Source organism: Vulcanisaeta sp. EB80 (assembly GCF_002078205.2).
In genome coordinates this window covers 63131-83783 of sequence record NZ_LCWN02000002.1, presented here as the reverse complement: position 1 = coordinate 83783, position 20653 = coordinate 63131, and the positions used below count along the sequence as shown (strand labels likewise).

Here is a 20653-nt window from a genome sequence, read left to right as displayed (position 1 = left end):
ATTCCATTGGTCTTGTACGGGCTTATTTACGTACAAACTGTCCAATCATACTTAGTGAGCGACTCACCGTTGTTTATCTACGGCTTATTAGCTACCGCACCTGTTATGCTCGTGATCCTACTACTTAGGATCCATGTCTATACCAGTTCTTTGACTAGGGGTCTGGCTTACATTTTCTCCCTGGATGCGCTATCATTTATCATAATACTACTTATGGCCTTTTGGTACATAAAGTTGTACCAACCAGGTCTTTCGGTATTATTATTGCCAATGGAACTTATTGGGTTAGTATTTAGTGTTGCTTGGTTTATGATGCATTTAGGACTTGTTCGAGGTGGTCGTACGTGAGTTATGACGTTGTGGTGATAGGCTCTGGGGTTGTTGGTTTGTTCGTGGCGTATGAGCTGGCTCAGTACGAGGTTAGGGTTTTGGTTATTGATAGAAACCCAGAGCCTGGATTTGGCGTTTCTAAGGGTCACGCGGGTGTTATACATGTTGTTCAACCACCGTTCAACTCACTCAGGAGTAAACTTGCCATTGAGGGTAATAGGTACTATGATGATGTAGCTGGGAGACTCCATGTTAGGCTCCACAGGCTTAGTACACTACTGGTGGCTAAGAATCTAGGCCACCTAATTGCGCTACCCGCCGTATGGTTAGTGCTTAGGTGGGTATACGGCAGGCACGGCTTTAAGGTCGGTATTGTCGGCCCAGGTAGTTTAAGGAGGATTGAGCCCAACGTGAGGGGTCTTGGCGCGGTTCGCGTTGATGGTTATGGCGTTATAAACCCCTTCGAGTTAGTATCACAGCTCTACCACTTCTGTAGGCTTAATGGTGTTGAGTTCCTACTCAATACTGAGGTTAGGGGTGTCGAGGTCTCGGAAGATGAGGTCGTAGTAATAACCGATAAGGGTAGGTATAAAGCACGGTATTTAATCAACGCCGCCGGCCTTTACTCAGCCGATGTCGCGAGGATGATTGGTGATGATTATAGGCTCGAGTTTGGTAAGGGAACAATGCTTGTCTTCTGGGGTGAGCAGACCAGGAATATCGTGGCGCCGCTTCAAATAATTCCCAACCCGAAAACGAAGGGTGGTGCGATAATACCAACGGTTTTTGGAACCACGATATGGGGGCCCACGCTATCAACCAGTGATAGGGAGGATAGGTCCGTGAGCGAGGAGGATGTTCGTGTACTCACAGAGAAGTTCGGCGGCTTATTGAGGGTTAGGGATTATGTACTAATAAAGGCGTATACCGGTGTTAGGCCGATACCTGAGGGTGACGACTTCATAATAACGTACAGCAGGCGGAGTAGGCGCGTAATACACCTAGTCGGTATAGAATCCCCTGGGTTAACCGCCGCGCCGGCGATAGCCAGGAGGGTGGTTTCAATGCTTAGGGATGCTGGGCTTGAATTGAGAGTTAGGGGTGGTGTTAGGGAGGTTGAGCCAATGGTATTAACGAGGGATCGCATTAAGTCTGGTAAGGACGTTAGTGATGGTGAGGTTGTGTGCCCATGCCTTGGGGTTACTAGGGCTGATATTCGCGAGGCGATAAGACGTGGCGCCAGGACGCTGGATGGCGTTATCTTTAGGACGGGGTTGGGCATGGGTATTTGCCAGGGCATGTGTCTGGGGCGGGCAATTAAGGTTATATCCGAGGAATTGGGGATTGTACCGATAGAGTTGAGAAAGTCGGGTGGTGATTCATGGCTAGTTACACGGTGATTGGTGCCGGCATAGCGGGCCTTTCACTAGCCCTGGAACTAACCAGGCTCGGCATTCCCGTTAGGGTAATTGAGTACAGGGATTACGCAGGCGGTGTAAACTCAATATATCCCGATATGGGTAAATTCGTGGAGAACGCCTTAAGGAGTATTGGTGTCGAGTATAACCATACCGCGGTGGTTATTAATGATGAGTATTACGAGGTTTGGAGGGATGGCTATAGAAAACTTGGTGATGACGCTATCGTAGCCACGGGGTTTAGGGTAATGGCACTTCCAGAGCTTGGTATTTACGGGGATAGACCAGCTGGTATATACCCATTCCACGCAGTCCTCGACCTAATCCACTACGGGTTACTCCCTGGCAGAAACATTATGGTTTACGGCGACAACCCATACGCAGCACTCATGAGTAAGGCGCTCCTGGAAAGAAGTTGCTCAGTAACCCTCGTAACACCTGAGGGAGTGGACTTAGGAGGTATAGTTAGGGATATTGAGATTCTACACGGTAGGGTCAGGTACGTGAGGGGTTCAGGTAGGGTTGAGCGTGTATTGATCAACGATACGTGGGTTAAGACGGATACATTGGTCATATCGATATTTAAGCCCTACAATCCATTTTCCCGCTTGAGGGCGGTTGGTCAGGCGGTGATTGAGACGTACGACCCAGGTATTGTGATTGAGAGTGGTAGGATATTGGCTGGGGAGCTCGTGGGTAATGAGCATGTGTTGATTGATAGTGATGTGTCCGTGTTTCCGGGTAATAGGGTTAGTAGGGATTCACGTAGGGTGATAGTAACGTTAAAGGGTGGTGGTAGGGTTCTGATCAATGATAAGGAGTATGTAATAACTGGTGATGCTGAAGTAATTGAGTTACCTGATACAGACAAGGTCGTTATTAGGAGGGTGATGCAATGAGCCTTGGTGTTATTGATGTCGGTACGACCAACGTGAAGTTAATCATCTACTCCAGCGAGTTGGAGCCACAGTATCAGGATGTCATTAATGTACCAACATTGTTCCCAAGGAGTTACTATGTTGAGCAGGACGCAAACACATTGAGGGGTGCGTTTAGGCACTTAATAAACGTGGCTAGGGATAGGGGTGCTAAGTTCCTCGGTATTTCTACGTATAGGGCATCAACCATTGCTTGGGACAGGTCTGGGAATCCACTTACCAACATTGTTACGTGGCTTGATAGGAGGGGGCTTGAAATAATCAATAGGTTCCCATACAACCTACTGAGGAGGTTGCCGTTGATGAGTAGTGTGTTGATACCAACATCACCCGTTGTGCAGATACTGTGGTTGTTGAGGAATAGGCGTGATATCCTTGAGCGTGTGAGTAGGGGTGAGGCTTACATTGGGACGTTAAGTTCCTACCTAGCCTACCTAGTCAGTGGTAAGTACATAAATGACGCCACCAATGAGGCGCTGACAGGGCTTTGGCATCCAGGTAGGTTGGAGAGGATAGGGGTTGTTTATGATGTTTTGAAGATACCCAGGGAGGTGGGTCCTGAGGTTACTGACAATGTTTATGAGTATGGCGAAATAGATGGTGTTAGGGTAGGCGTCTTAATTGCCGATCAACAGGCGGCTATGATAGGTGAGGGTTGCCTAACCTCTGGTTGTGGGAAGGTAACTAATGGAACAGGTTCTTTCGTCGATGTTGCAATTGATAAGTTTAGGCTTGCTGGTGATGGTTTATTACCACTACTCGTGCTCAAGATCGGCAACAGCCTATTCTATGGTGTTGAGGGCTTCTTACCTGCCACCGGCTCCGTCATTGATTGGTTAATAAAGCTGGGTCTTTTAAGCACACCACAGGAGCTGGATAGGTTAATGGGGATTAGAATCGGGGATTTAGTGGTAATTCCGGCATTGGCAGGTGTCAATGTTCCTCAAAGACCCTGCGCTAGGGGCTTCATCGATGGTCTCACCCTGGATACCAATAGGGAGGTTTTTGTGAGGGCTGTGGTTGAGGGTATTGTTCAATTAGTCGCCTTAATATTCGATAAAATAAGGGGCATTGCTAATGTTGGGTTTGTTAGGGTCGATGGCGGGCTCTCTAGGAGCAACCTCTTTCTTAAATTACTCGCCACAGCACTGGGTGTTAGGGTTGAGAGGCAGTTCGATGTTGAAGCTACCGCTAGAGGCGTTGCCGCATTGCTTAAGGTGTTTACTGGCGAGTTAAACCTTAGGGACTTAATTGATGGTGTGCATGTTAAGGTGGAGACTGTGGCTGAACCAAACGAGGAGAAATTGTCATTAAGTAGATCGGTGGTTAGGAGGATTGTTGAGGGGATGAGATGCAGGACATAATCAATAAACTAATCAATGCGCTAGGTCCCAATAAGGTACTCACTGATGATGAGAACTTAAGCAGGTACGCAAGGGATTTTTGGCCGTTGTTGATGATGAGGGAGCAGGTTCTTCATGAGAAAATACCCAAGCCCTTAGCCGTTGTGGTTCCAGGTAGTGTTAACGATATATCATTAACACTAAGGATAATGAATGAGTATGGCGGGGGAATACCGATTGTTGTTTATGGCGGTGGTTCAAGCGTTACTGGAGCCTCGATGGGCAGTGGCTCAATAATAATCGACATTACGCGATTAAATAAGGTACTAAATATTGATACTTATGACTTGACAATAACCGTTGAGGCAGGTGCCAAGTTAAGGGATGTCGAGGCGGAACTCAATAGTATGGGTTTTAGCCTTAGGCATATTCCTCAGTCATTCAATTACGCAACAATAGGCGGATTAATAGCAACAATGAGCTCAGGCCAGTACAGCACGTTATATGGCAATGTTGAGGATGCCATATTAAATCTGGAGGTGGTGCTGCCCACGGGCGAGGTGATTTGGCTTAGGAGAAACGCTGTTCCGCGAGCATCAACAGGGCCATCACTTAAGTACTTATTCGTTGGTTCCGAGGGCATGCTTGGTATTATTACAAAGGCTGTTCTGAGGATTGTTCCATTACCGAAATCCACAAGGTATGGTTCATTCACCTTTAACGCACTCAATGATGGTATTAAGGTGCTTAGGGAATTGATGATTAGGAGATTAGTACCTGCCGTGGCGAGGCTTTATGATGAGTATGAATCAAGCATAAGGTTTGGTATTGCCAAGCCAACATTAATTATTAGTTTTGAGGGCTATTACGACAACATTATTGACGCAATGTGGAATGAGGCTAGGAGAGTTATTGAGGATTATGGTGGTGAATATGCCGGCGAGGATTACTTCGAGAATTGGTTAAGTAGTAGGTTTAATGTTGAGGAGGAAATTGATAGGGTTAAGAAATTGGGGCTTTGGTTCGATACGATAGAGGTTGCAGGCACTTGGTCTAGGCTACCGCAAATATATACTGGGTTTAGGGATGCTTTAATGAGGGTTGAGGGAGTTGTTGCCATTATGGCCCACATATCCCACCTATACCTAAATGGTGCGTGCATATACTTCACAGTATTATTTAAACCAATCATAGAAACGTATTGGAAGCTCTGGGATGCAGCCATGAATGTGGTCCTAGTTAATGGCGGATCGATAAGTCATCACCACGGTATTGGTATGCTAAGATCGAAATGGGTAGGCAAGGAGCTTGGTGATGCCGTGAAGATCGTGAAACTAATAAAGAATGCCCTGGATCCAAAGAGTGTCATGAATACGAAGAGCGGCATGTTCTTTCCCGATAATTTATAATAATAATGGGTATCGCTAATTTGAAATTCATTCGCTTAGCTTAAACATCAACCTCTAGGAAGCCGTCCTGTGTAACCCTAACCTTGTATGTTGGCAATGGAGCCTTAACATCGGCATATTCGCACTTAACCTCAGGCCTTACCTGTGGTTTCTCTATCATCTCGCCTGTCCTTACGTCATACTTAGCACCATGTGCTGGGCAGGTTGCGACGTAACCATTTACGTCCGTGAGTAGGGCACAACCCATGTGTGCGCAGATGGCGAGCATTCCGTAGTACTCATCACTATGCTTGACTATGAGTATTGGTTTGTTGTCGACCCAGGTTATCACGGAGTTCCTCCTTTCAAAGACCTTAACAAGTATGGTTACTTTCTTCCACATACGGCGTTGTCGAATGTAATTTACATATAAGCTTTATTGCATTTATGATAATTCACTGATGGGTCGGTTGGTGTTCATCCTTTCCCGCCCATCCCTCATCATTGCTCAGGACCAACGCGCCTAATCACCACCATTTCAAATACACACATGTTTATAAGCCCTGCCACTAAACCTCTAACGAACTGTGGTATGGGCTGGGTTGACCTGCTGAGTGGGTTGGTTAGGGAGGGGTTATCCTCAAACCACAGGTCATTAATAGTACTAGTAGGCACAAATGACGAGAAATTAGCCAAGTACGCAGCAGATGCCTTAAGCGCATTCTCATCGCTCGTTAAAGACGCCCATGGGTTGTACATGTACCAGCCCGAGTACTCAGATGCCCAGAGGAGGATGGGTAAGTTTAAGGAGTTGATTGGTAATACGCCCATAAGTATCGATTATAGGCCGTATAAGGACACGGATGAGTTGCTCGGCGTCACCGTCGATTTTGCCGTGCTCGATTTAATGAATGATTTGAAGCCAAACGATGTTGGTAGGTTGGGTGGTATTGTTAGGGGTGGTGGTGTGTACATACTCATGATACCACCACTTGAGGAGTGGGTGAGGAGACTTACAAAGTTTCAACAGACCCTCCTCGTTCCACAATACGGTCCAGAACATGTTAGGCACTTCCTGAAGGTTAGGTTTTGGAATAAGGTAATTGGCATGGATAAGGCATTGATTATAGACGTTGATAGGGACGATATAGCCAAAGAGCCAAAGCTTGGTAATTCGGAGACTTGGAAGCCAAGGCCGATAACAATACCCGACAGGACCAGGTTCCCGAGACCCATATACGAGCTAGCTAAGACGCAGGACCAGGTTGAGGCCTTAAAGGCTATGGAGACTTTAATGGATAGACCACCGAGGGGTAGGAGACTTAATGTTGTGCTTATAGCCGATAGGGGTAGGGGTAAGTCGGCAATCATAGGCCTAGCCCTGGCTGCCTTGGCCCATAGGTTGAGGAGGATTAAGGGTAGGGCTAGGTTTGCAGTTACGGCGATGAACCCAAGCAACGTGTCTACATTAATGGAGTTCCTCATCAGGGGGCTTAAGGCCTTGAATTATGATGTTGATGTTGAGCGTTGGGGCAATGATGTTGTTTCGGTTAGGGTTGGTGTTTCAATATTTGTCGATTACATTAGGCCTTATGACATGCTCAGTGAGGAGGGTAGGGATGTGGTTGTGGTTGATGAGGCTGCCATGATACCACTACCAGTGCTCTATGGAATTCACGAGAGGTTTAGCAGGGTTGTCTACGCATCCACAATACACGGCTACGAAGGCGCAGGTAGGGGTTTCAGCCTTAGATTCCTTAAGTACCTACACGAGGACAAGAGCACTAAGGTCATTGAGTACGAGCTTAAGGAACCAATTAGGTATGCGCCCAATGACCCGGTTGAGGAGTGGTTATTCGACACCTTACTCCTCGATGCAGAACCGGCTAAGTTGGTGGAGGAGGATTACGAACTCGTCAACAAGCGCGACTTGAAATACATAGTCCCAGACCTCGAGGATTTCTTCCTGGGCAATGAGGAAAGGCTTAGGCAATTCTTCGGTATATACGTCCAAGCCCATTATAGGAATGAACCGGATGACTTGGGTATGATGATGGATGCACCACACCACTTCGTGAGGGCCTTGGCCCTTGGTAATGGCAAGGTAGTTGTTTCTGTGGAGCTGGCTGAGGAAGGCGGTATAAGTGATGAGCTTATTGACTTGGTCGTTAGGGGCCTCAAGTTGCCTGGTAACATAATCCCTGATAGGTTAATTAAGTATTGGGGGCTCTCGGAATTCGCGAAGTTGAGGGGTTGGAGGATAATAAGGATTGCAACGCACCCGGAGCTTCAGGATAGGGGTCTCGGTACTGAGATGCTTAGGCATATTGAGGAGGAGGCTAGGGAGAAGGGTCTTGATTGGGTTGGGGTTGGCTTCGGCGTCAATGCCAAACTACTCAATTTCTGGATTAAGAATGGCTACATGCCAGTCCACATAAGCCCCGAGAGAAACCCAATAAGTGGTGAATACAGTGTACTACTTGTTAAACCGATAAATGAGAAGTCAAGGGATGTGGTGGTTTATGCAAACAAGGAGTTTAGGCTTAGGCTCCTCAATTCACTACAAGGTCCGTTCCACGACCTAGAGCCTGACGTTACCAGTATGCTGTTGACCGACTGGGGTGAGGCACTGGATGGTGAGTATAGCGCCAGGTTGACCGAGGCCCAGGTTAGGCGTTTAATTGCCTATGCCTGGGGCCCGATGACTTATGAGAACACAGCCGATGCAATAACAGAGTTGGTCAAAACGTACTACCTAAGGCTGGGTGTTGATGATATACGATTACCACCACCCTACGAAGCAGCATTAATATGCAAGGTCTTGCAGGCCAGACCGTGGAGAGAGGCTGCGAGAGTCCTTAATATCAGGAAGTCAACATTGATGCTTTTGCTCAGGGAGATAGTTAAGATACTAATTCAATATTATGTAAAGTATACCGAAATACCTGAGTTCATGGTTAGCGTTACTAAATCACAAAAGAAGGGTGGAAACAGGTGAGGTTTAGCTTATAAAATGGCTTTTCGTTTATAAACCCATGGTTAGAAATGGTAAGAGGAGGATTGTGATCGAAGTCGATGAGCAACAATATGAGGCACTCAAGAGGCTTAAGGCTATATATGGCTCAAGGAGTTGGGCTGATTTACTATTAAGATGTCTAGATAATGCGGCCTTAATTAGTACGATCATGGAGATACGCAACGATATTAAGTATTTGAACAAAGCAGTTGAGGAAACCCTGAGATTAATTAGAGAGGGGGAGTAATTTAACGAAGATCTACAACTTCACTACTTATTAATTAGATTTAGATCATGATCTTAACGGTAATTTCGCAAGTAAAGAATAAATATAACCCAATTTAATGAGGATCTGAATGTTAGTGATTTTATTCAAATCGATTGAGGATGCCATTGATCAATTAGGCATCATTAGGGAACAATTAATTGAGTTAAGGAATAATTATGGCGAATTGATGAATAAATTAAAGGGCAACGCGAATATTGAGGGTAAATTGGCAAAGCTAGGCTTTCAACCAAGGCATCGCGTGATAACGATTCAAGCGATACCGCACACCATAAATATCCACATGTCCCCCCACTCAACCTGGCTGCTGAATAAGCTAGGCTCTGTAAGTGAGAGGATTGATTACGTGATTGGTGAGATTGATAAGGTTAGGAATTATTTAAATGGCGTTAAGGGTAATTCATCAGTAATAGTTATTATTGATTACACGAATAAGAAGACGCGATTGGTGTTCACACCATGAGCTCCAGTGTGGATGTAAACATAAGCATTGATGAGCTATATAGGAGGGTTTTAGAGAATAAGAGGAGACTTATTGGTTATGTTGAAAATCTACTTGAGGTGTACGATAAGGTAAATAGCGCAGATAATTTACCAGAGAATAGTGAGAGGGTTGTTATCGATATACCGAACTCCTTCCCAATAATTCTGTATAAGTCACCATCAAGGAGGGCTTACCAAGAATTATTTTCTAAGGCATTGCTCTTCCTTAAGCTTGAGTACGCGATTTACGAGACACTTGAGAGTAGGTTAGGTAAACTTAAGGGGTATGACCTCAGGGCTATGGTTAGGTACTTCAGCGATATTCCGACCACGATAGTCATAATGCTTTCTAACGACAATACAATTCCTCGTTTTCCACAGGAACCCGGCAATCGTGTATTAAGAGCTGAAAAGCATATATAACAGTAAATACAATAATAAATGCGATAGTGGTGAGCCTTGATAGTGCTAACAAATAACAGACTAAGGGATGTCGTCCTAGAGCTTGGTAATGAGATTAATGACACGCTTCAACTTATTAACGATATTCACGCGTACAATCCAGACAATGACCTAATGAATAGGTTACTTAAGGAATTGAGAAGCAAATCAACAGCCTCACTAACTAAGGGTAATCCCCAAATCACAACCAAGGCTGGAGGTCTCGAGATTATCTACGCAGTAACAGCCAATGGTTATAGGGATGTAATGAAAGAGGCCATTAATTACTACACTAATGCATTGATGGCGATAAAGCAGGTTATGGAAATTATGGCAAAGCTTGGCGTGGATGATAATTATGTGATGTTCATGGATGACTCAACAATAGATGTAGTCGTTGGTTACTCAATGCAGGATTTGCCGAGAAGCCCATTACTCCAAATACCGAACCTTAAGGAAAAAGTTGCAATAGAGAGTTTGTTGGGCAGTATTACTGGGTTAAGGGCTGATGAAATTGCTGACCTAATTAACGCAATCGATAATGCAATTTTAACGATTAGCAACAACTCATTACATGTAGAATCAGCGATTAAATTAGACAGCATTGAGTACCCAAGCCCATTTAAGGAACTAGAGAGTAGGCTTGGTGGTGGATCATGATGGTCGAAATTAAAACCTTTAAATCAATAAATGACTTAATAAAATTCCTAAAGAATGAGCTAAGTAATGAGTATAGGTTCATGTACATGCTCAAACAGAATTGGCAAGAGGTATTTGGGATAGAGAACAATAATGTATCCCTGGCCAGCGAGATCTCCGAAAGGATAAAATTCCTTAGTGATGGTTCCGAAACCTTCTCTCTAAGCATTGTCTATAAGGCGGGTACGAACACAAGGAGTGATTTCATAAATGATGTTGCCGGTTACGTACAGAGGAAATCAGCCATAATAAAGGCTGTGATAGACAGACTAGAGTCGTTCGATGATGATACGAAGAATAAGCCTGTCACGGTATTACTTATTGATTCAATACCTATGATGATGATAATTCAATCCTAGGTTTCCTGGCGAATTACTACAAACTTCCTTGGAATCCCATCTACGTAAATTACCAACACGGGCGAATCAACCATATATTGAGATATTTGATCGTTATCACGAACCAACCTCTCAAAAATATTGCTAAACCTATCAACATAATCGCCTACCAACTGGGCGCTCGTCAATAGATCCTGCGCTACATCCTCGGGGTTTACATAAACCACAAGACTATCCTCGGCAACCTTGGATTTACCCTTCTTAAATGATGACTCCTCCCTTACGGTAAAGCCTAGATTTAGCGCCGTCTTCTCATAATCCCTAAGCCTAGATAGAAACATGGCCTCCTTTTTCATGAGATCAGCACTATCCCTGATACTCAGGAAATTCCTCGAAATTCCATATATTGCGTCTGTCCAACCGTCGTAATACTCCCCCCAAATCCCAAAGACCTTGTTTGTGGTAGCGCCTAGTTTGAGGACCCCTATGGTTTCATTAATTATGTTATCGAGGTGTTCAGGCTTTATTTCAGGTTTCTTTGAGACACTGGGCTTGGGTTTACCTACCCTCCTCTTCTTAACCGTTAAATCACGCCTTAACCCTAGGAGCGAGCCTATGTCTATATTCATGTATTTGTTGGCGAATAATGATATACCGTAGCCCAGGGCAAAACCGATTACTGGCAGTATTATATAGCGTAGGTTTAGGTATTGATGAATGGTTATGTTGGGTATCAAGTATGGGATTAACATGAGTATTGCGTATATACCCAATAGGGGAATTATCACGGTTAATGGAGGCCTAAGCAATCCGAGCACCAACATGCCTATCATTATTGCGATTATGAGGATGGGTATCGGCAATAACATGAATCATCACCCCAGCATTAATGGTTGCGACAACAAAACCCTCTGTGGAATACCATCAATAAGTTCGAGCAGTACCAAGCCCGTGTAATTATCCCCACCAAGCCTGCTCTGCAGCTCTTCAAGTAATGCATTTATCATATCAATCCTGGAGTTGATCTCCGTTAGGACATAATTGAACTCCGTTATCCTATCCCTACTGACGATTAAATCGCCATTCTTAATCTCCACAATATCCACGAGCACCCCAGCCTCCAATCCCTTCTCAAGTTGCTTCTTTGCTATGCTTAACTTATCCAACTCCTCCCTCAAGTACTTAACTAATGAGTCAGTATCCCTAAACCTGAGTAGTAATCTCAACTTCACCCACCTTACCCATTACCTGACCTAACACCTTATCGGGGTTTGTATAGTAGGTCTGTACGTATGTGGAGACGTCCTCAAAATTAAATATTCCATTCTCAACCATCCAACTAACGATCTTAGACCTAGTGCTTATCTCCATTAAAACCTCATCGACATCCTTACCCGTCATATCGCTTATCTGCCTAACCAATACGCTGTTACTCACGTAGGATTCATGCGTATCATTCCTCGGGTTCCACTTAAACACAGTGTTGAACCTGATCTTACCGCTATCATCCATGTAGACCTCGCCGACCTCCGTAACCCTCCTAGTCAACCTGCCACCAATCTTAACCCTCTTGATCATGACGAATATGCTCATGGCGGGTATGTAGGCTGGCGGTATATTCATTGGCGGGCTCATTAACCTATTAACGGCAGCCTCAAAGGACTCCGCGTGCATTGTCGACATACCACTGTGCCCCGTATTCACCGCCTGGAACAGGACATACGCCTCCTCACCCCTAATCTCACCAACGATTAGGTAATCAGGCCTCATCCTCAAGGTGGCCTTAACTAAATCGAAGAGTGTTATTTCGTTTATCTTCTCAGAACCATAACTCTGCCTAGTAACCAACCTAACCCAGTTCTTATGGGGTAGGTTTATCTCGGGCACCTCCTCGACAGTTATTATCTTCATGTGGGGCCTTATGAATGTCGCCATGGCATTCAAAAAGCTCGTCTTACCTGCGCCGGTGACACCGAGGACTAGGAATGACCTGCCGTTATCAAGCATCGTCCAGAAGTACCCGGCTATTTCGGCACTTATGTTACCGAACTTAACCAGTTCGGTGAAGGTTAATGGGTTCTTCCTGAACTTCCTTATTGTGAATGTGGAACCACCGGGTGAAACCTCCCTCCTGTATGTAACTGCTATCCTTGAACCATCGGGTAGTTGGGCATCGACTATCGGTGTGGCGACTGAAACATGCCTACCTGACATGTGAATGAGCTTTACAACTAAGTCATCCAGTCCCTTGTCGGTCATGGGCACGATGTTTGTGGGTATCGACTCATACCTCCTATGGAATACGTAGATGGGCCTACCTACGCCGTCACATGATATATCCTCTATGTTTTCATCCCTCATTAATGCATCTATTGGCCCATAACCAAGCAAATCCCTGTCCATGTAGTAGAGGAATTTTGCGAATGAGGATGGCGACACATTCCTAAATAACTTCCTATACCTACCAACAATCCTCTTAAGCTCATTTAGTAGGTAGTTCTTGACATCACCAACCTTACTGAGCTCCTCTGGTGGTGGTAGCTCGAGCATCACTATTCTCCTTAACTCCTCATAGACCTGCCGCTCTACGGAATCAAGCTCTATCTCCTCAAGGACGTACATTATATCGCCCGTACTTTCGTCCTGAACTATCGAGGCGTAGGCGAACGGCTCATACAATGGGTATCTCTCCAGCTCCTTTAACTGCTCAACAACCTTAACTAATTGAAAGTCTAGGCTCATCTCAATTACACTAAAAATGCGCTCCCTAAAATACTTTCTGTTTCATAATTTCAGTAACTAATAACGAACAAAAAACCTTTATATAAAAGTTCATCTTACACCCAATGATGACTACAAACAAGCAAATATTATTAATAGTACTATTCCTAGCGATAATATTTATATTATCCGCATTAAATATTTATGCAGGCAAAATGTATGGCCCAGCTCCTACACCGGTAATCTACAGAACCTATACAATAAGCATGAACCTGACAGACTCAAGACCAACAACCGCATTTCTAACAAGCATAGCCAGCACATACCCACTGCTCTATCGTGAGGATACCCTGGTAGTCAACACAACACCTGTGTGGTTCGCCACCGCTAATCAGGAATTCACGATATACATAACCAACGCAACCCCAGTTAGTGCTAATCAGTCCATAATTCTCAAAGCCACGTCCACAGCCAACGATACAGGCGGCATAACCTGGCAACTGGAGGTACCGCTCTACCTAGTATTCCCACAACAAATCTATGCCCAGTGGTACGTGGTGATTACCGAAAACCTCGGTGGTAATAGTTACGTAGTGTTCGCATTCAGGACTGGATTGGAGGACTTGACCGATTTATTAAATAATTTAACGGAGATTGGGGGGTTACCTAATGGCGGTAAATGGCGAACCCTACTACCTATGGAATTACTACTATGGTTATAACCCAACCACGGGAACAAGGTCAACATACTACGAGGTTGGCCTACCGGGCATAAGCATCTACTACACCTGGGTTGGGCAGGGTATAAACGCAACACCCTGGCCGAGCCAGGGATTCTCCGAGGTACTTGAGGTGCTTAAGTATGGATTCTCTGAGTATGCAAACTCGACATTAATTAATGAACTTGAGTTAATACCCAACGAGACGGTTGGTGAGATCACCAATTATGGCTATACCGTATACCAAAGACCCAGGTTGGTGCCCTTTGGCCCATTGGCTTACACGTCACCCATACTCCTGCTACCCAATGGCACAGTCATCAACCCCACATGCCTCCCTGGCACCTATTACATACTCACCGTGTATTACGTAACACAAAGCGACTATGAAATACCCATCTATGGAACCAAGAATTACCCACTAGGGCTTTACCTACTCAACGGCTCGCTCCTATTTGGCGGCTACCTACAGGCCTACGACTTCTACAATATGACCACAATACCAATAACACCAGTGCAATACCTAGCACCGACTTACCAATCAGAGGTTGTGGGGTATACACAATGTGTACTAACCATTTTCACCAACACATCCATAGACGGTGATGGGTCTATAATGAAGGGCGCTTTCAATGAGTCCCTAGTAATTCCTGCGCCTAATAATATACCAAAGCCCAGTGGTACGCTGATTAGAGACGATGGTCAGGTTAATGCGGAGATACTAATACATGAAATAGTAATGTATATGGAATATCACCTATCAACGGCATTATACAGACTTAGATAAATTGTGCATAATCTAACTCGCTAAAGGTCAAAATTAAATAAAACTATCCGCATTATCAAGACTTAGTCCATAACCCTCACAGCCTTCTTCCCAACCATCGATTCAAACCTTTCAAGTGCCTTCAGCAATAGGGTCCACACATCAATCCTAGCCCTAACACTCAATGCAGCCGCCGTGGCATGACCACCACCCTCACCGTTGAAGTACTGCGCTAATTCACTAAATAGGTCCGCCAGTGACAGCATGCCCTGAAGTCTCTTACTCGATCTACCAACCATCCTGACCTCCTCATCGTGCTCTGAAGCCACGAGGGCTAGGTCGCAACCAGCCCTAAGCATTGTATCTGCGAGGGATGACTCGTAGGCATTGACGTTGCTTAGGCATACTAATAATTCATCGACCCTATACACCCTCATCCTTAACAAACCCTTAACTCTAGCCATTCTCTCGGAGAACGTAACCTCCGTAATCATGGAACTCACCAGTTCCTGGTAATCAACCCTGGAAATCCTGAGAAGCCAGGCCAGTGCCTCGAAGGTTAAATCCCTAGCCCTACTAAGCCTACCACTATCGCTGAGTATGCCGCCAATTAATAGTTTGGCTGTTTCCGCACTTGGCTCAATACCTACCTCCTTAAATAGCAATGCGGCAATTTCAGAGCAGCTTGTAGCCGATGGGTCTATTACGGCCAGGTCTGGCTTTATGTTGTGGATTTCGTGATGATCAATTACCACCAACCGCTTACCCCTCACGAAATCCCTCAACTCATTTACCTGGGATAACGTGCTCACATCAACGAGCACGGCAATCGCACTCTCTGGATCGCATGACTCATTCTCTAGGTATTTAATGGAGTTCCTAGCTAAGAACGACTTAACGGGTTGAGAAACACCCTCGGGTGTGACTAGGGTTACCGAAAGCCCTAGTCTCTCGAGTAATTCCTTAATGGCGACACCGCAGGCGTAGGCATCTAGGTCGGCACTCCTATGTGTTATCACGCAAACTCTTTGCGTACTCCCTAGCAATTCTCTCAATTTCTCCAGGCCCTCTACCGTACAACTCACCCCTCTTGAACATGCCCATTAGGTAATCCGCTATTTTAAACCCGAACTCCACAGCCTCATTAACCACATTATCAAGCCCACTAAATAATGGGCTTGCTGATGCATCGATGCTAATCTCGATTATGTAGTTTGTGGGATCTGCAAGACTTACGTTTATCACTATATCCTCAAGGAGCCTCTCTGGCAATCTACGCCTTAAGTACTCATATACCTGCTCCGCAATGGCATTTATAATCTCACTAAGTAACTCATTTAGTTCTCCATCACTTATTACCCATCACCTAACCACCGCCCTTCACAGCCCCGGCGCCGCCCTGCAACTTAGCCAAAGCCTCATTAATCTGGTTCCTCAGGTCCTCGATCTGCTTCATCAACATGCTCTCCTGCCTCGACAAGGTCTTTATGTGAAGCTCAAGGAGTTCCCTCCTATCCTTAAGCTCCTGCAATGCTTGATCCTTCGTTACCAGAACCAGGAAGGATCCAACTATCTTGTACACCTTACCGTCAGTAGGCACCTTCTCAATCTCGGAAATAGCCCTCTCAACCTCCTTTAACTCGCTCTCGAACTGCTGCTTCCTAACCCTAACGCTATTCAATTGGTCCTGTAACGCCTGAAGCTTCTCCAGGTCTGACTGTAATGAGGGTGGTAATGAACTCATCAATACACCAACAATTAAAGCCTTAATAAGCATTAATCCTCTATGGCAAAGGCAGTAAATCCATTAATCAACCTCGCCTAACCCGGCTGCCTTAAATATTAAATAAAGGGATTTGGTGACACCATTAATCAAACTTCTGAGGCTCGTTATATCCCTCGCGCATGCCGTTATCACAACCGCATCACCAACAACATCCACAGAGACAAAACCTCTGCTAAACCTCATCTCCCTCTCAAGGGTCTTGAACGACTTAATAATGAGATCCTTATCAAAACCTTCCACGGTAAACACCGCCTTGAATCGGCACTCATCCAACCCTAATCACCCTAGGCTTTGCATAGGCAACATCGCTTATTTTCATGAATGGACCATAGGGACCAAGATCCTTGCCATTTAGTATCTGTAGTTCGTAAGAGTCCCCGGCCTTACGTATTACGAACAAGGTATCGTACATGCCCCTGACACTATCGAAGTCCTGAACCCTAAGACTAGGCACACTTAATTGCTCACTGAGTACGTCAGCCACATCGAAGTACTCACCCAGTGAGATTACAATGGCACTACGGGATTTACCAACCTGCCTAACCCTAACCTGCATGTCTATCAACAACTTAACACCAAGTATCCTCACTACATATGGCAAGAACTCGATGAAACCCTCTCTAACCTTGATAAAACGCATTATGTGCGGGTTACCACCTCTGGAACTGAAGTAAATGATCCTAGTTGCACCCATGCTCAACACCTTACCCGCAAGATCAGTTATTGATAATCTACCCCTATTCACCTTAACGGCATTTGGTATGGCAGGTTCAAGCTCATTGAGGAACTGCCTCATCCTTATTCCACTGTTACGTGATGATGTTAGCACAATAAGGCCCATAATGAATTACATATTTACCTAAGCACTGGTTTTTACTCCCTGCTTAGCCGCTGCCTCCGTGGCGATTGTCTTACCCATTATAGTCTGCGGCACCCAGGCACCACCAGCGAAGGTGTAGCCACACCTTGGGCATCTCCATATACCAAAGGCTATCCTCTCCATCCTAACCAGGGACTTGCACCTTGGGCATCTGTGCCTACCCCTCTGCTTAACCTCTATCTGAAGCACCTTCCTCCTCACACCCATGCCGTACCTAGCGCCAAAGCGTCCTGTTGGTCCCACGATCTTTGTGTGGCTGAACGGCACAATAACCGACATGACTTAAGCAGTTAAAAGTGTTTCTCCCTTCGATTATATTATCACGCCGCCCTGCCCCCTGGAGACGCTTGGTAATGGTTGTAACTCAATGTCTGAGTTCATGAAGACCCTAAAAACAAGCAATAACTTCTCCCTATCCCTACCCATCTCATCCCTATTCTTGTACATTTTTAGAACGGTACCACCTGAGTCGAGGACGACTCCTATGAAGCTTATGCCGCTCATCTTATTCACCAGGTCCTTCGATGTCCTAACCCTAATCAACGGCATCAGTGGTGAGTAGTGTATGGATAACTCCGCGTCATTACCCACAACCCTAATGAACACGGGTATCTCTGGTTTAACGCTTTGGGCTAGGGCTGGTGGTATTGATGCCATTAGGCCTATGAGGTTGTTCAGCATTAGCCTTAGGTAGTCCAGGGCATCGTCAACATTGGGTATTGAGAGCCTTATTTCTGAAACAAGCCCGAACCTAATGATTTCTGAGAGCATCGAACTAATCACTGACTGGTATTAATTAGCATTTCCGCTGTTTAGTGCCATAATGGGTAACTAAAAATTTAATAAGGTGATTGCTTTATAAACCAGAGCTCGTCTATGCATAGACTTAACGTCACCATAGAGTTCAAGAACGGTAATGAGAGGGATATTGAGATCGCCGTCAGTGACCTAGTGATATTCGTTTGGTCCGGCAGAACCACGGACGTGATTAAGAAGGAGGTGGAGGAATTAAGTAGGATAGGCATTAGCGGTCCTAAAAACGTGCCGGAGATCTACGTCTTACAGCCCTACCTAGTCACGACAAGCAACTACATCAGGAGGGTGAGTGACTTACATAGTGGTGAGGTTGAGTACGTATTGCTAATTAAGAACGAGGATGAGGTGTACGTAACGGTTGGTAGTGATCATACAGATAGGGAGGCAGAACGGTGTAGCTTATTGGCGGGCAAGCACATGTACCCTAAGATAGTCGCCAGGAGGGTATGGGCCCTTAGGGAAATTGAGGATCATTGGGATGAGTTAATACTGAGGAGTTGGATACTTGAGAATGACACGAAGGTGCTTTATCAAGAAGGAACCACAAAGTTCCTACTAACTCCCGATAAACTCATCGACTTAATACGCGAGGTCGTACCTGACCTAAAGAATGTTGTTGTGTTCTCAGGCACAATACCAACAATAAAGGGCCAGATAAAACCCACAGGATACTTCGAAATGGAACTGCATGACCCAGTCTTAAATAGATCAATAGAGCATTACTACTGGATTGAGTGACCGTTACCCAGTGACGAGGCTTGCAAGGGCTGATCACTGATGAACTGGGCTAAGCTGACGCTCCGTTTTTCCTCATTTCCATTTCTCCAACATCATTTCATTCATCAACGAATTCTTCATACAATTGCCTTTTATGCCGCTCTTCAGGGCAGGAAGGGTCGTGGTGAGGTTGGATTATTGTTTTTATTTCAGTCTTTCATAATTAGCGCTTATTGGTAATTCTATGGTTGATATTAAACTGGTGTTATCGCACCCACTGAAGATGTTCTTATCAATCTCCTTAATTAACTCGCTTAAATCGTTAAATTCATAAACGAAGATCGTGACGGTGTAATTATTAGCCGTTACTGAATTCAACTCCCTAATGTACCTATTGAAGTCTAAATCCTTGCATTTATAAACTAGGACCCTCAGGGCACCGCCAAAGCCAGCCCTCTTAATCGCCGCATTAAGCACGCTCTTAAACCTATCAAGTGAGTCATTACACACATCCGTAACTAACGTAATGCAATTCTTCCGAGCCCTCTTCACGAATGCCATAAGGTACCCGGTGTTAATTAATATTTCCGTTTGTCCCTATCTAGCAGTCTCGCTTGGTAAACTAAGCATTAACTCAAACTCGTTATATAACTTCCTAAACACACCAGTGCTAGGTACCTCATAACAGTTAAGGACTACCCATGCATTAACCAAGGCCCTATACTCGAAACTTGTCCTTAAATCTTCGAAGAATCTATCAATCAGGGGGAATCCGGTCTCCCTAAGGAACCTATACAACCTAGTTAAATCCTCATTAGTAGCCTCCTTACCACCAAACCTAATCTCCCTACCACTAACGTGCCTCTCACCACCGCCGGGCATCACGACCTTACCATACGCAGCCTTAACCCTCCAGGTGCTTGTGTCCGTACTGTCTATGCCCATGAGCTTGAGTATTGGATTTATCACAGGTGATCCAAGGCCGAGTACGTGGATGCAAACATCGACCTCCTGCCTAACCCTGAGTAAAAACTCGAGTGCTGATTTCCTCGAGTTCTTAGGCACACCCCTGCTTATTAATACGTAGGGCACTAAACCACCTATGGCTATGCATGGTGGGTTATAATCTAGGTACTTGGTTAGGTACTTCATGATTATGTTTGTCCTCCAATGATAGTGAATTACAGGTAATACATTGTTAAAACGCCTCACTAGGTATTCGTAGTTCCTGAGGGATGCCTTAAGCTTGAGCTCGAGATCATGCTCAGAGTCCGTAGGGTTTGGTGGGTAGTCGAGATTTAGGAAGTACCTAACATCCCAGTACCTATCGTAGACAACGGCTAAATCCTCTATATCAGGCACTTTACCGTGTCTGAGGAATTGATAACCACCACTATCCATCCACACCTCTCCATCATACTGAAGCGCGTTCTTCACAACATGCCCGCCAATCCCACTCCTAATTATGTCGAACGCGTTAACCATAACCGCAGGCACGCGGAAAAACAGCCAAGGCTTTGGTCTAGAACGAATTGGGGTGCCTAAGATTACCCTCACGATTACGGTAT

At 45.2% G+C, this 20653-nt stretch carries 27 protein-coding genes; 14 read left to right on the top strand and 13 right to left on the bottom strand.

The window, feature by feature from the left end:
* The 5 genes from B7L70_RS00970 to B7L70_RS00950 form a co-directional block, all read left to right on the top strand.
* Positions 1–348: hypothetical protein (locus B7L70_RS00970; RefSeq protein ID WP_238376022.1), on the top strand; the 348-nt coding region annotated here is incomplete at its 5' end.
* Positions 345–1730 carry an NAD(P)/FAD-dependent oxidoreductase gene (locus B7L70_RS00965; protein WP_081226027.1) on the top strand — a complete coding sequence of 462 codons (1386 nt, stop codon included), beginning with the start codon at positions 345–347 and terminating at the stop codon, positions 1728–1730. The genes B7L70_RS00970 and B7L70_RS00965, both read left to right, overlap by 4 nt.
* Positions 1712–2647 (top strand): NAD-binding protein, encoded by a 936-nt coding sequence (locus B7L70_RS00960; RefSeq protein ID WP_081226026.1) that lies wholly within the window; start codon positions 1712–1714, stop codon positions 2645–2647. The genes B7L70_RS00965 and B7L70_RS00960 overlap by 19 nt, the downstream gene beginning before the upstream one ends.
* Positions 2644–4050, top strand: a complete 1407-nt coding sequence (locus B7L70_RS00955) for an FGGY family carbohydrate kinase (RefSeq protein WP_081226025.1) — start codon at positions 2644–2646, stop codon at positions 4048–4050. Before B7L70_RS00960 ends, B7L70_RS00955 begins: the two co-directional genes overlap by 4 nt.
* On the top strand, positions 4038–5438 hold the full coding sequence (locus B7L70_RS00950; protein ID WP_081226024.1) for an FAD-binding oxidoreductase: 1401 nt from the start codon (positions 4038–4040) through the stop codon (positions 5436–5438). Before B7L70_RS00955 ends, B7L70_RS00950 begins: the two co-directional genes overlap by 13 nt.
* Before the next feature lie 40 nt (positions 5439–5478).
* On the opposite strand, the gene B7L70_RS00945 is transcribed toward B7L70_RS00950, so the two are convergent.
* On the bottom strand, positions 5479–5820 hold the full coding sequence (locus B7L70_RS00945; RefSeq protein WP_081226023.1) for a Rieske (2Fe-2S) protein: 342 nt from the start codon (positions 5818–5820) through the stop codon (positions 5479–5481).
* 189 nt (positions 5821–6009) lie between these two features.
* Between B7L70_RS00945 and B7L70_RS00940 the strand changes: the two genes are divergently transcribed.
* From B7L70_RS00940 to B7L70_RS00915, 6 genes are all read left to right on the top strand, one after another.
* Entirely contained in the window at positions 6010–8415 is a 2406-nt protein-coding gene (locus B7L70_RS00940; protein WP_081226022.1) for a tRNA(Met) cytidine acetyltransferase TmcA, read from the top strand.
* A 37-nt stretch (positions 8416–8452) separates the two neighbouring features.
* A complete protein-coding gene (locus tag B7L70_RS00935) occupies positions 8453–8680 on the top strand; it encodes an ATPase (RefSeq protein WP_081226021.1) in 228 nt (75 codons plus the stop codon).
* Between the two features lie 109 nt (positions 8681–8789).
* Positions 8790–9182: a hypothetical protein gene (locus tag B7L70_RS00930; RefSeq protein WP_081226020.1), complete on the top strand. Its 393-nt coding sequence runs from the start codon at positions 8790–8792 to the stop codon at positions 9180–9182.
* Positions 9179–9625 (top strand): hypothetical protein, encoded by a 447-nt coding sequence (locus B7L70_RS00925; protein WP_202908656.1) that lies wholly within the window; start codon positions 9179–9181, stop codon positions 9623–9625. The genes B7L70_RS00930 and B7L70_RS00925 overlap by 4 nt, the downstream gene beginning before the upstream one ends.
* 42 nt (positions 9626–9667) lie before the next feature.
* Complete coding sequence (locus tag B7L70_RS00920) at positions 9668–10303, top strand: hypothetical protein (RefSeq protein ID WP_238376023.1); 636 nt, start codon at positions 9668–9670, stop codon at positions 10301–10303.
* Positions 10303–10701, top strand: a complete 399-nt coding sequence (locus B7L70_RS00915) for a hypothetical protein (protein WP_238376021.1) — start codon at positions 10303–10305, stop codon at positions 10699–10701. Before B7L70_RS00920 ends, B7L70_RS00915 begins: the two co-directional genes overlap by 1 nt.
* Here B7L70_RS00915 and B7L70_RS00910 read toward each other — a convergent pair.
* From B7L70_RS00910 to B7L70_RS00900, 3 genes are read right to left on the bottom strand one after another with little or no spacing between them, the layout of a single operon-like run.
* Positions 10698–11549, bottom strand: coding sequence for a hypothetical protein (locus B7L70_RS00910; RefSeq protein WP_081226017.1), 852 nt, complete (start codon positions 11547–11549; stop codon positions 10698–10700). The two genes, B7L70_RS00915 and B7L70_RS00910, sit on opposite strands and share 4 nt — an antisense overlap.
* 6 nt (positions 11550–11555) lie before the next feature.
* Positions 11556–11912: a hypothetical protein gene (locus B7L70_RS00905; RefSeq protein WP_081226016.1), complete on the bottom strand. Its 357-nt coding sequence runs from the start codon at positions 11910–11912 to the stop codon at positions 11556–11558.
* Positions 11884–13422 (bottom strand): type II/IV secretion system ATPase subunit, encoded by a 1539-nt coding sequence (locus B7L70_RS00900; RefSeq protein WP_081226015.1) that lies wholly within the window; start codon positions 13420–13422, stop codon positions 11884–11886. Before B7L70_RS00900 ends, B7L70_RS00905 begins: the two co-directional genes overlap by 29 nt.
* A 107-nt stretch (positions 13423–13529) precedes the next feature.
* Between B7L70_RS00900 and B7L70_RS00895 the strand changes: the two genes are divergently transcribed.
* On the top strand, positions 13530–14123 hold the full coding sequence (locus tag B7L70_RS00895; protein ID WP_081226014.1) for a hypothetical protein: 594 nt from the start codon (positions 13530–13532) through the stop codon (positions 14121–14123).
* Positions 14071–14907 carry a hypothetical protein gene (locus B7L70_RS00890; protein ID WP_081226013.1) on the top strand — a complete coding sequence of 279 codons (837 nt, stop codon included), beginning with the start codon at positions 14071–14073 and terminating at the stop codon, positions 14905–14907. The genes B7L70_RS00895 and B7L70_RS00890 overlap by 53 nt, the downstream gene beginning before the upstream one ends.
* Before the next feature lie 62 nt (positions 14908–14969).
* On the opposite strand, the gene B7L70_RS00885 is transcribed toward B7L70_RS00890, so the two are convergent.
* The 7 genes from B7L70_RS00885 to B7L70_RS00855 form a co-directional block, all read right to left on the bottom strand.
* A complete protein-coding gene (locus tag B7L70_RS00885; RefSeq protein ID WP_238376020.1) occupies positions 14970–15905 on the bottom strand; it encodes a bifunctional oligoribonuclease/PAP phosphatase NrnA in 936 nt (311 codons plus the stop codon).
* Positions 15892–16158 carry a DUF3194 domain-containing protein gene (locus B7L70_RS00880; RefSeq protein ID WP_238376019.1) on the bottom strand — a complete coding sequence of 89 codons (267 nt, stop codon included), beginning with the start codon at positions 16156–16158 and terminating at the stop codon, positions 15892–15894. Before B7L70_RS00880 ends, B7L70_RS00885 begins: the two co-directional genes overlap by 14 nt.
* Positions 16159–16252: 94 nt before the next feature.
* The gene (locus B7L70_RS00875) at positions 16253–16630 is read right to left on the bottom strand and encodes a prefoldin subunit beta (protein WP_081226038.1); all 378 of its coding nucleotides are present in this window, start codon (positions 16628–16630) and stop codon (positions 16253–16255) included.
* A 63-nt stretch (positions 16631–16693) separates the two neighbouring features.
* Positions 16694–16945, bottom strand: coding sequence for a CTAG/PCC1 family protein (locus tag B7L70_RS00870; protein WP_238376018.1), 252 nt, complete (start codon positions 16943–16945; stop codon positions 16694–16696).
* Positions 16938–17513 carry a Brix domain-containing protein gene (locus B7L70_RS00865; protein WP_081226010.1) on the bottom strand — a complete coding sequence of 192 codons (576 nt, stop codon included), beginning with the start codon at positions 17511–17513 and terminating at the stop codon, positions 16938–16940. The genes B7L70_RS00870 and B7L70_RS00865 overlap by 8 nt, the downstream gene beginning before the upstream one ends.
* Positions 17514–17531: 18 nt before the next feature.
* Positions 17532–17819 (bottom strand): 50S ribosomal protein L37ae, encoded by a 288-nt coding sequence (locus B7L70_RS00860; RefSeq protein ID WP_202908655.1) that lies wholly within the window; start codon positions 17817–17819, stop codon positions 17532–17534.
* A gap of 45 nt (positions 17820–17864) precedes the next feature.
* The gene (locus B7L70_RS00855; RefSeq protein ID WP_081226008.1) at positions 17865–18323 is read right to left on the bottom strand and encodes a hypothetical protein; all 459 of its coding nucleotides are present in this window, start codon (positions 18321–18323) and stop codon (positions 17865–17867) included.
* A 105-nt stretch (positions 18324–18428) separates the two neighbouring features.
* Here B7L70_RS00855 and B7L70_RS00850 point away from each other — a divergent pair, with 105 nt between their 5' ends.
* The gene (locus tag B7L70_RS00850) at positions 18429–19106 is read left to right on the top strand and encodes a DUF2848 family protein (RefSeq protein WP_081226007.1); all 678 of its coding nucleotides are present in this window, start codon (positions 18429–18431) and stop codon (positions 19104–19106) included.
* A 183-nt stretch (positions 19107–19289) separates the two neighbouring features.
* Here B7L70_RS00850 and B7L70_RS00845 read toward each other — a convergent pair whose 3' ends face one another.
* Together B7L70_RS00845 and B7L70_RS00840 are read right to left on the bottom strand one after the other, a co-directional pair.
* A complete protein-coding gene (locus tag B7L70_RS00845) occupies positions 19290–19646 on the bottom strand; it encodes a hypothetical protein (protein ID WP_238376017.1) in 357 nt (118 codons plus the stop codon).
* Between the two features lie 36 nt (positions 19647–19682).
* Positions 19683–20642, bottom strand: a complete 960-nt coding sequence (locus B7L70_RS00840) for a hypothetical protein (protein WP_081226005.1) — start codon at positions 20640–20642, stop codon at positions 19683–19685.
* Positions 20643–20653 lie beyond the last annotated feature (11 nt).

Coding starts and splice junctions, on each gene's coding strand:
- B7L70_RS00945 (WP_081226023.1), bottom strand. CDS start 5,820: ATGTGGAAGAAAGTAACCATACTTGTTAAGGTCTTTGAAAGGAGGAAC.
- B7L70_RS00930 (WP_081226020.1), top strand. CDS start 8,790: ATGTTAGTGATTTTATTCAAATCGATTGAGGATGCCATTGATCAATTA.
- B7L70_RS00850 (WP_081226007.1), top strand. CDS start 18,429: ATGCATAGACTTAACGTCACCATAGAGTTCAAGAACGGTAATGAGAGG.
- B7L70_RS00895 (WP_081226014.1), top strand. CDS start 13,530: ATGACTACAAACAAGCAAATATTATTAATAGTACTATTCCTAGCGATA.
- B7L70_RS00865 (WP_081226010.1), bottom strand. CDS start 17,513: ATGGGCCTTATTGTGCTAACATCATCACGTAACAGTGGAATAAGGATG.
- B7L70_RS00845 (WP_238376017.1), bottom strand. CDS start 19,646: ATGGCATTCGTGAAGAGGGCTCGGAAGAATTGCATTACGTTAGTTACG.
- B7L70_RS00875 (WP_081226038.1), bottom strand. CDS start 16,630: ATGAGTTCATTACCACCCTCATTACAGTCAGACCTGGAGAAGCTTCAG.
- B7L70_RS00955 (WP_081226025.1), top strand. CDS start 2,644: ATGAGCCTTGGTGTTATTGATGTCGGTACGACCAACGTGAAGTTAATC.
- B7L70_RS00925 (WP_202908656.1), top strand. CDS start 9,179: ATGAGCTCCAGTGTGGATGTAAACATAAGCATTGATGAGCTATATAGG.
- B7L70_RS00935 (WP_081226021.1), top strand. CDS start 8,453: ATGGTTAGAAATGGTAAGAGGAGGATTGTGATCGAAGTCGATGAGCAA.
- B7L70_RS00855 (WP_081226008.1), bottom strand. CDS start 18,323: ATGCTCTCAGAAATCATTAGGTTCGGGCTTGTTTCAGAAATAAGGCTC.
- B7L70_RS00940 (WP_081226022.1), top strand. CDS start 6,010: ATGGGCTGGGTTGACCTGCTGAGTGGGTTGGTTAGGGAGGGGTTATCC.
- B7L70_RS00910 (WP_081226017.1), bottom strand. CDS start 11,549: ATGTTATTGCCGATACCCATCCTCATAATCGCAATAATGATAGGCATG.
- B7L70_RS00890 (WP_081226013.1), top strand. CDS start 14,071: ATGGCGGTAAATGGCGAACCCTACTACCTATGGAATTACTACTATGGT.
- B7L70_RS00915 (WP_238376021.1), top strand. CDS start 10,303: ATGGTCGAAATTAAAACCTTTAAATCAATAAATGACTTAATAAAATTC.
- B7L70_RS00950 (WP_081226024.1), top strand. CDS start 4,038: ATGCAGGACATAATCAATAAACTAATCAATGCGCTAGGTCCCAATAAG.
- B7L70_RS00960 (WP_081226026.1), top strand. CDS start 1,712: ATGGCTAGTTACACGGTGATTGGTGCCGGCATAGCGGGCCTTTCACTA.
- B7L70_RS00900 (WP_081226015.1), bottom strand. CDS start 13,422: ATGAGCCTAGACTTTCAATTAGTTAAGGTTGTTGAGCAGTTAAAGGAG.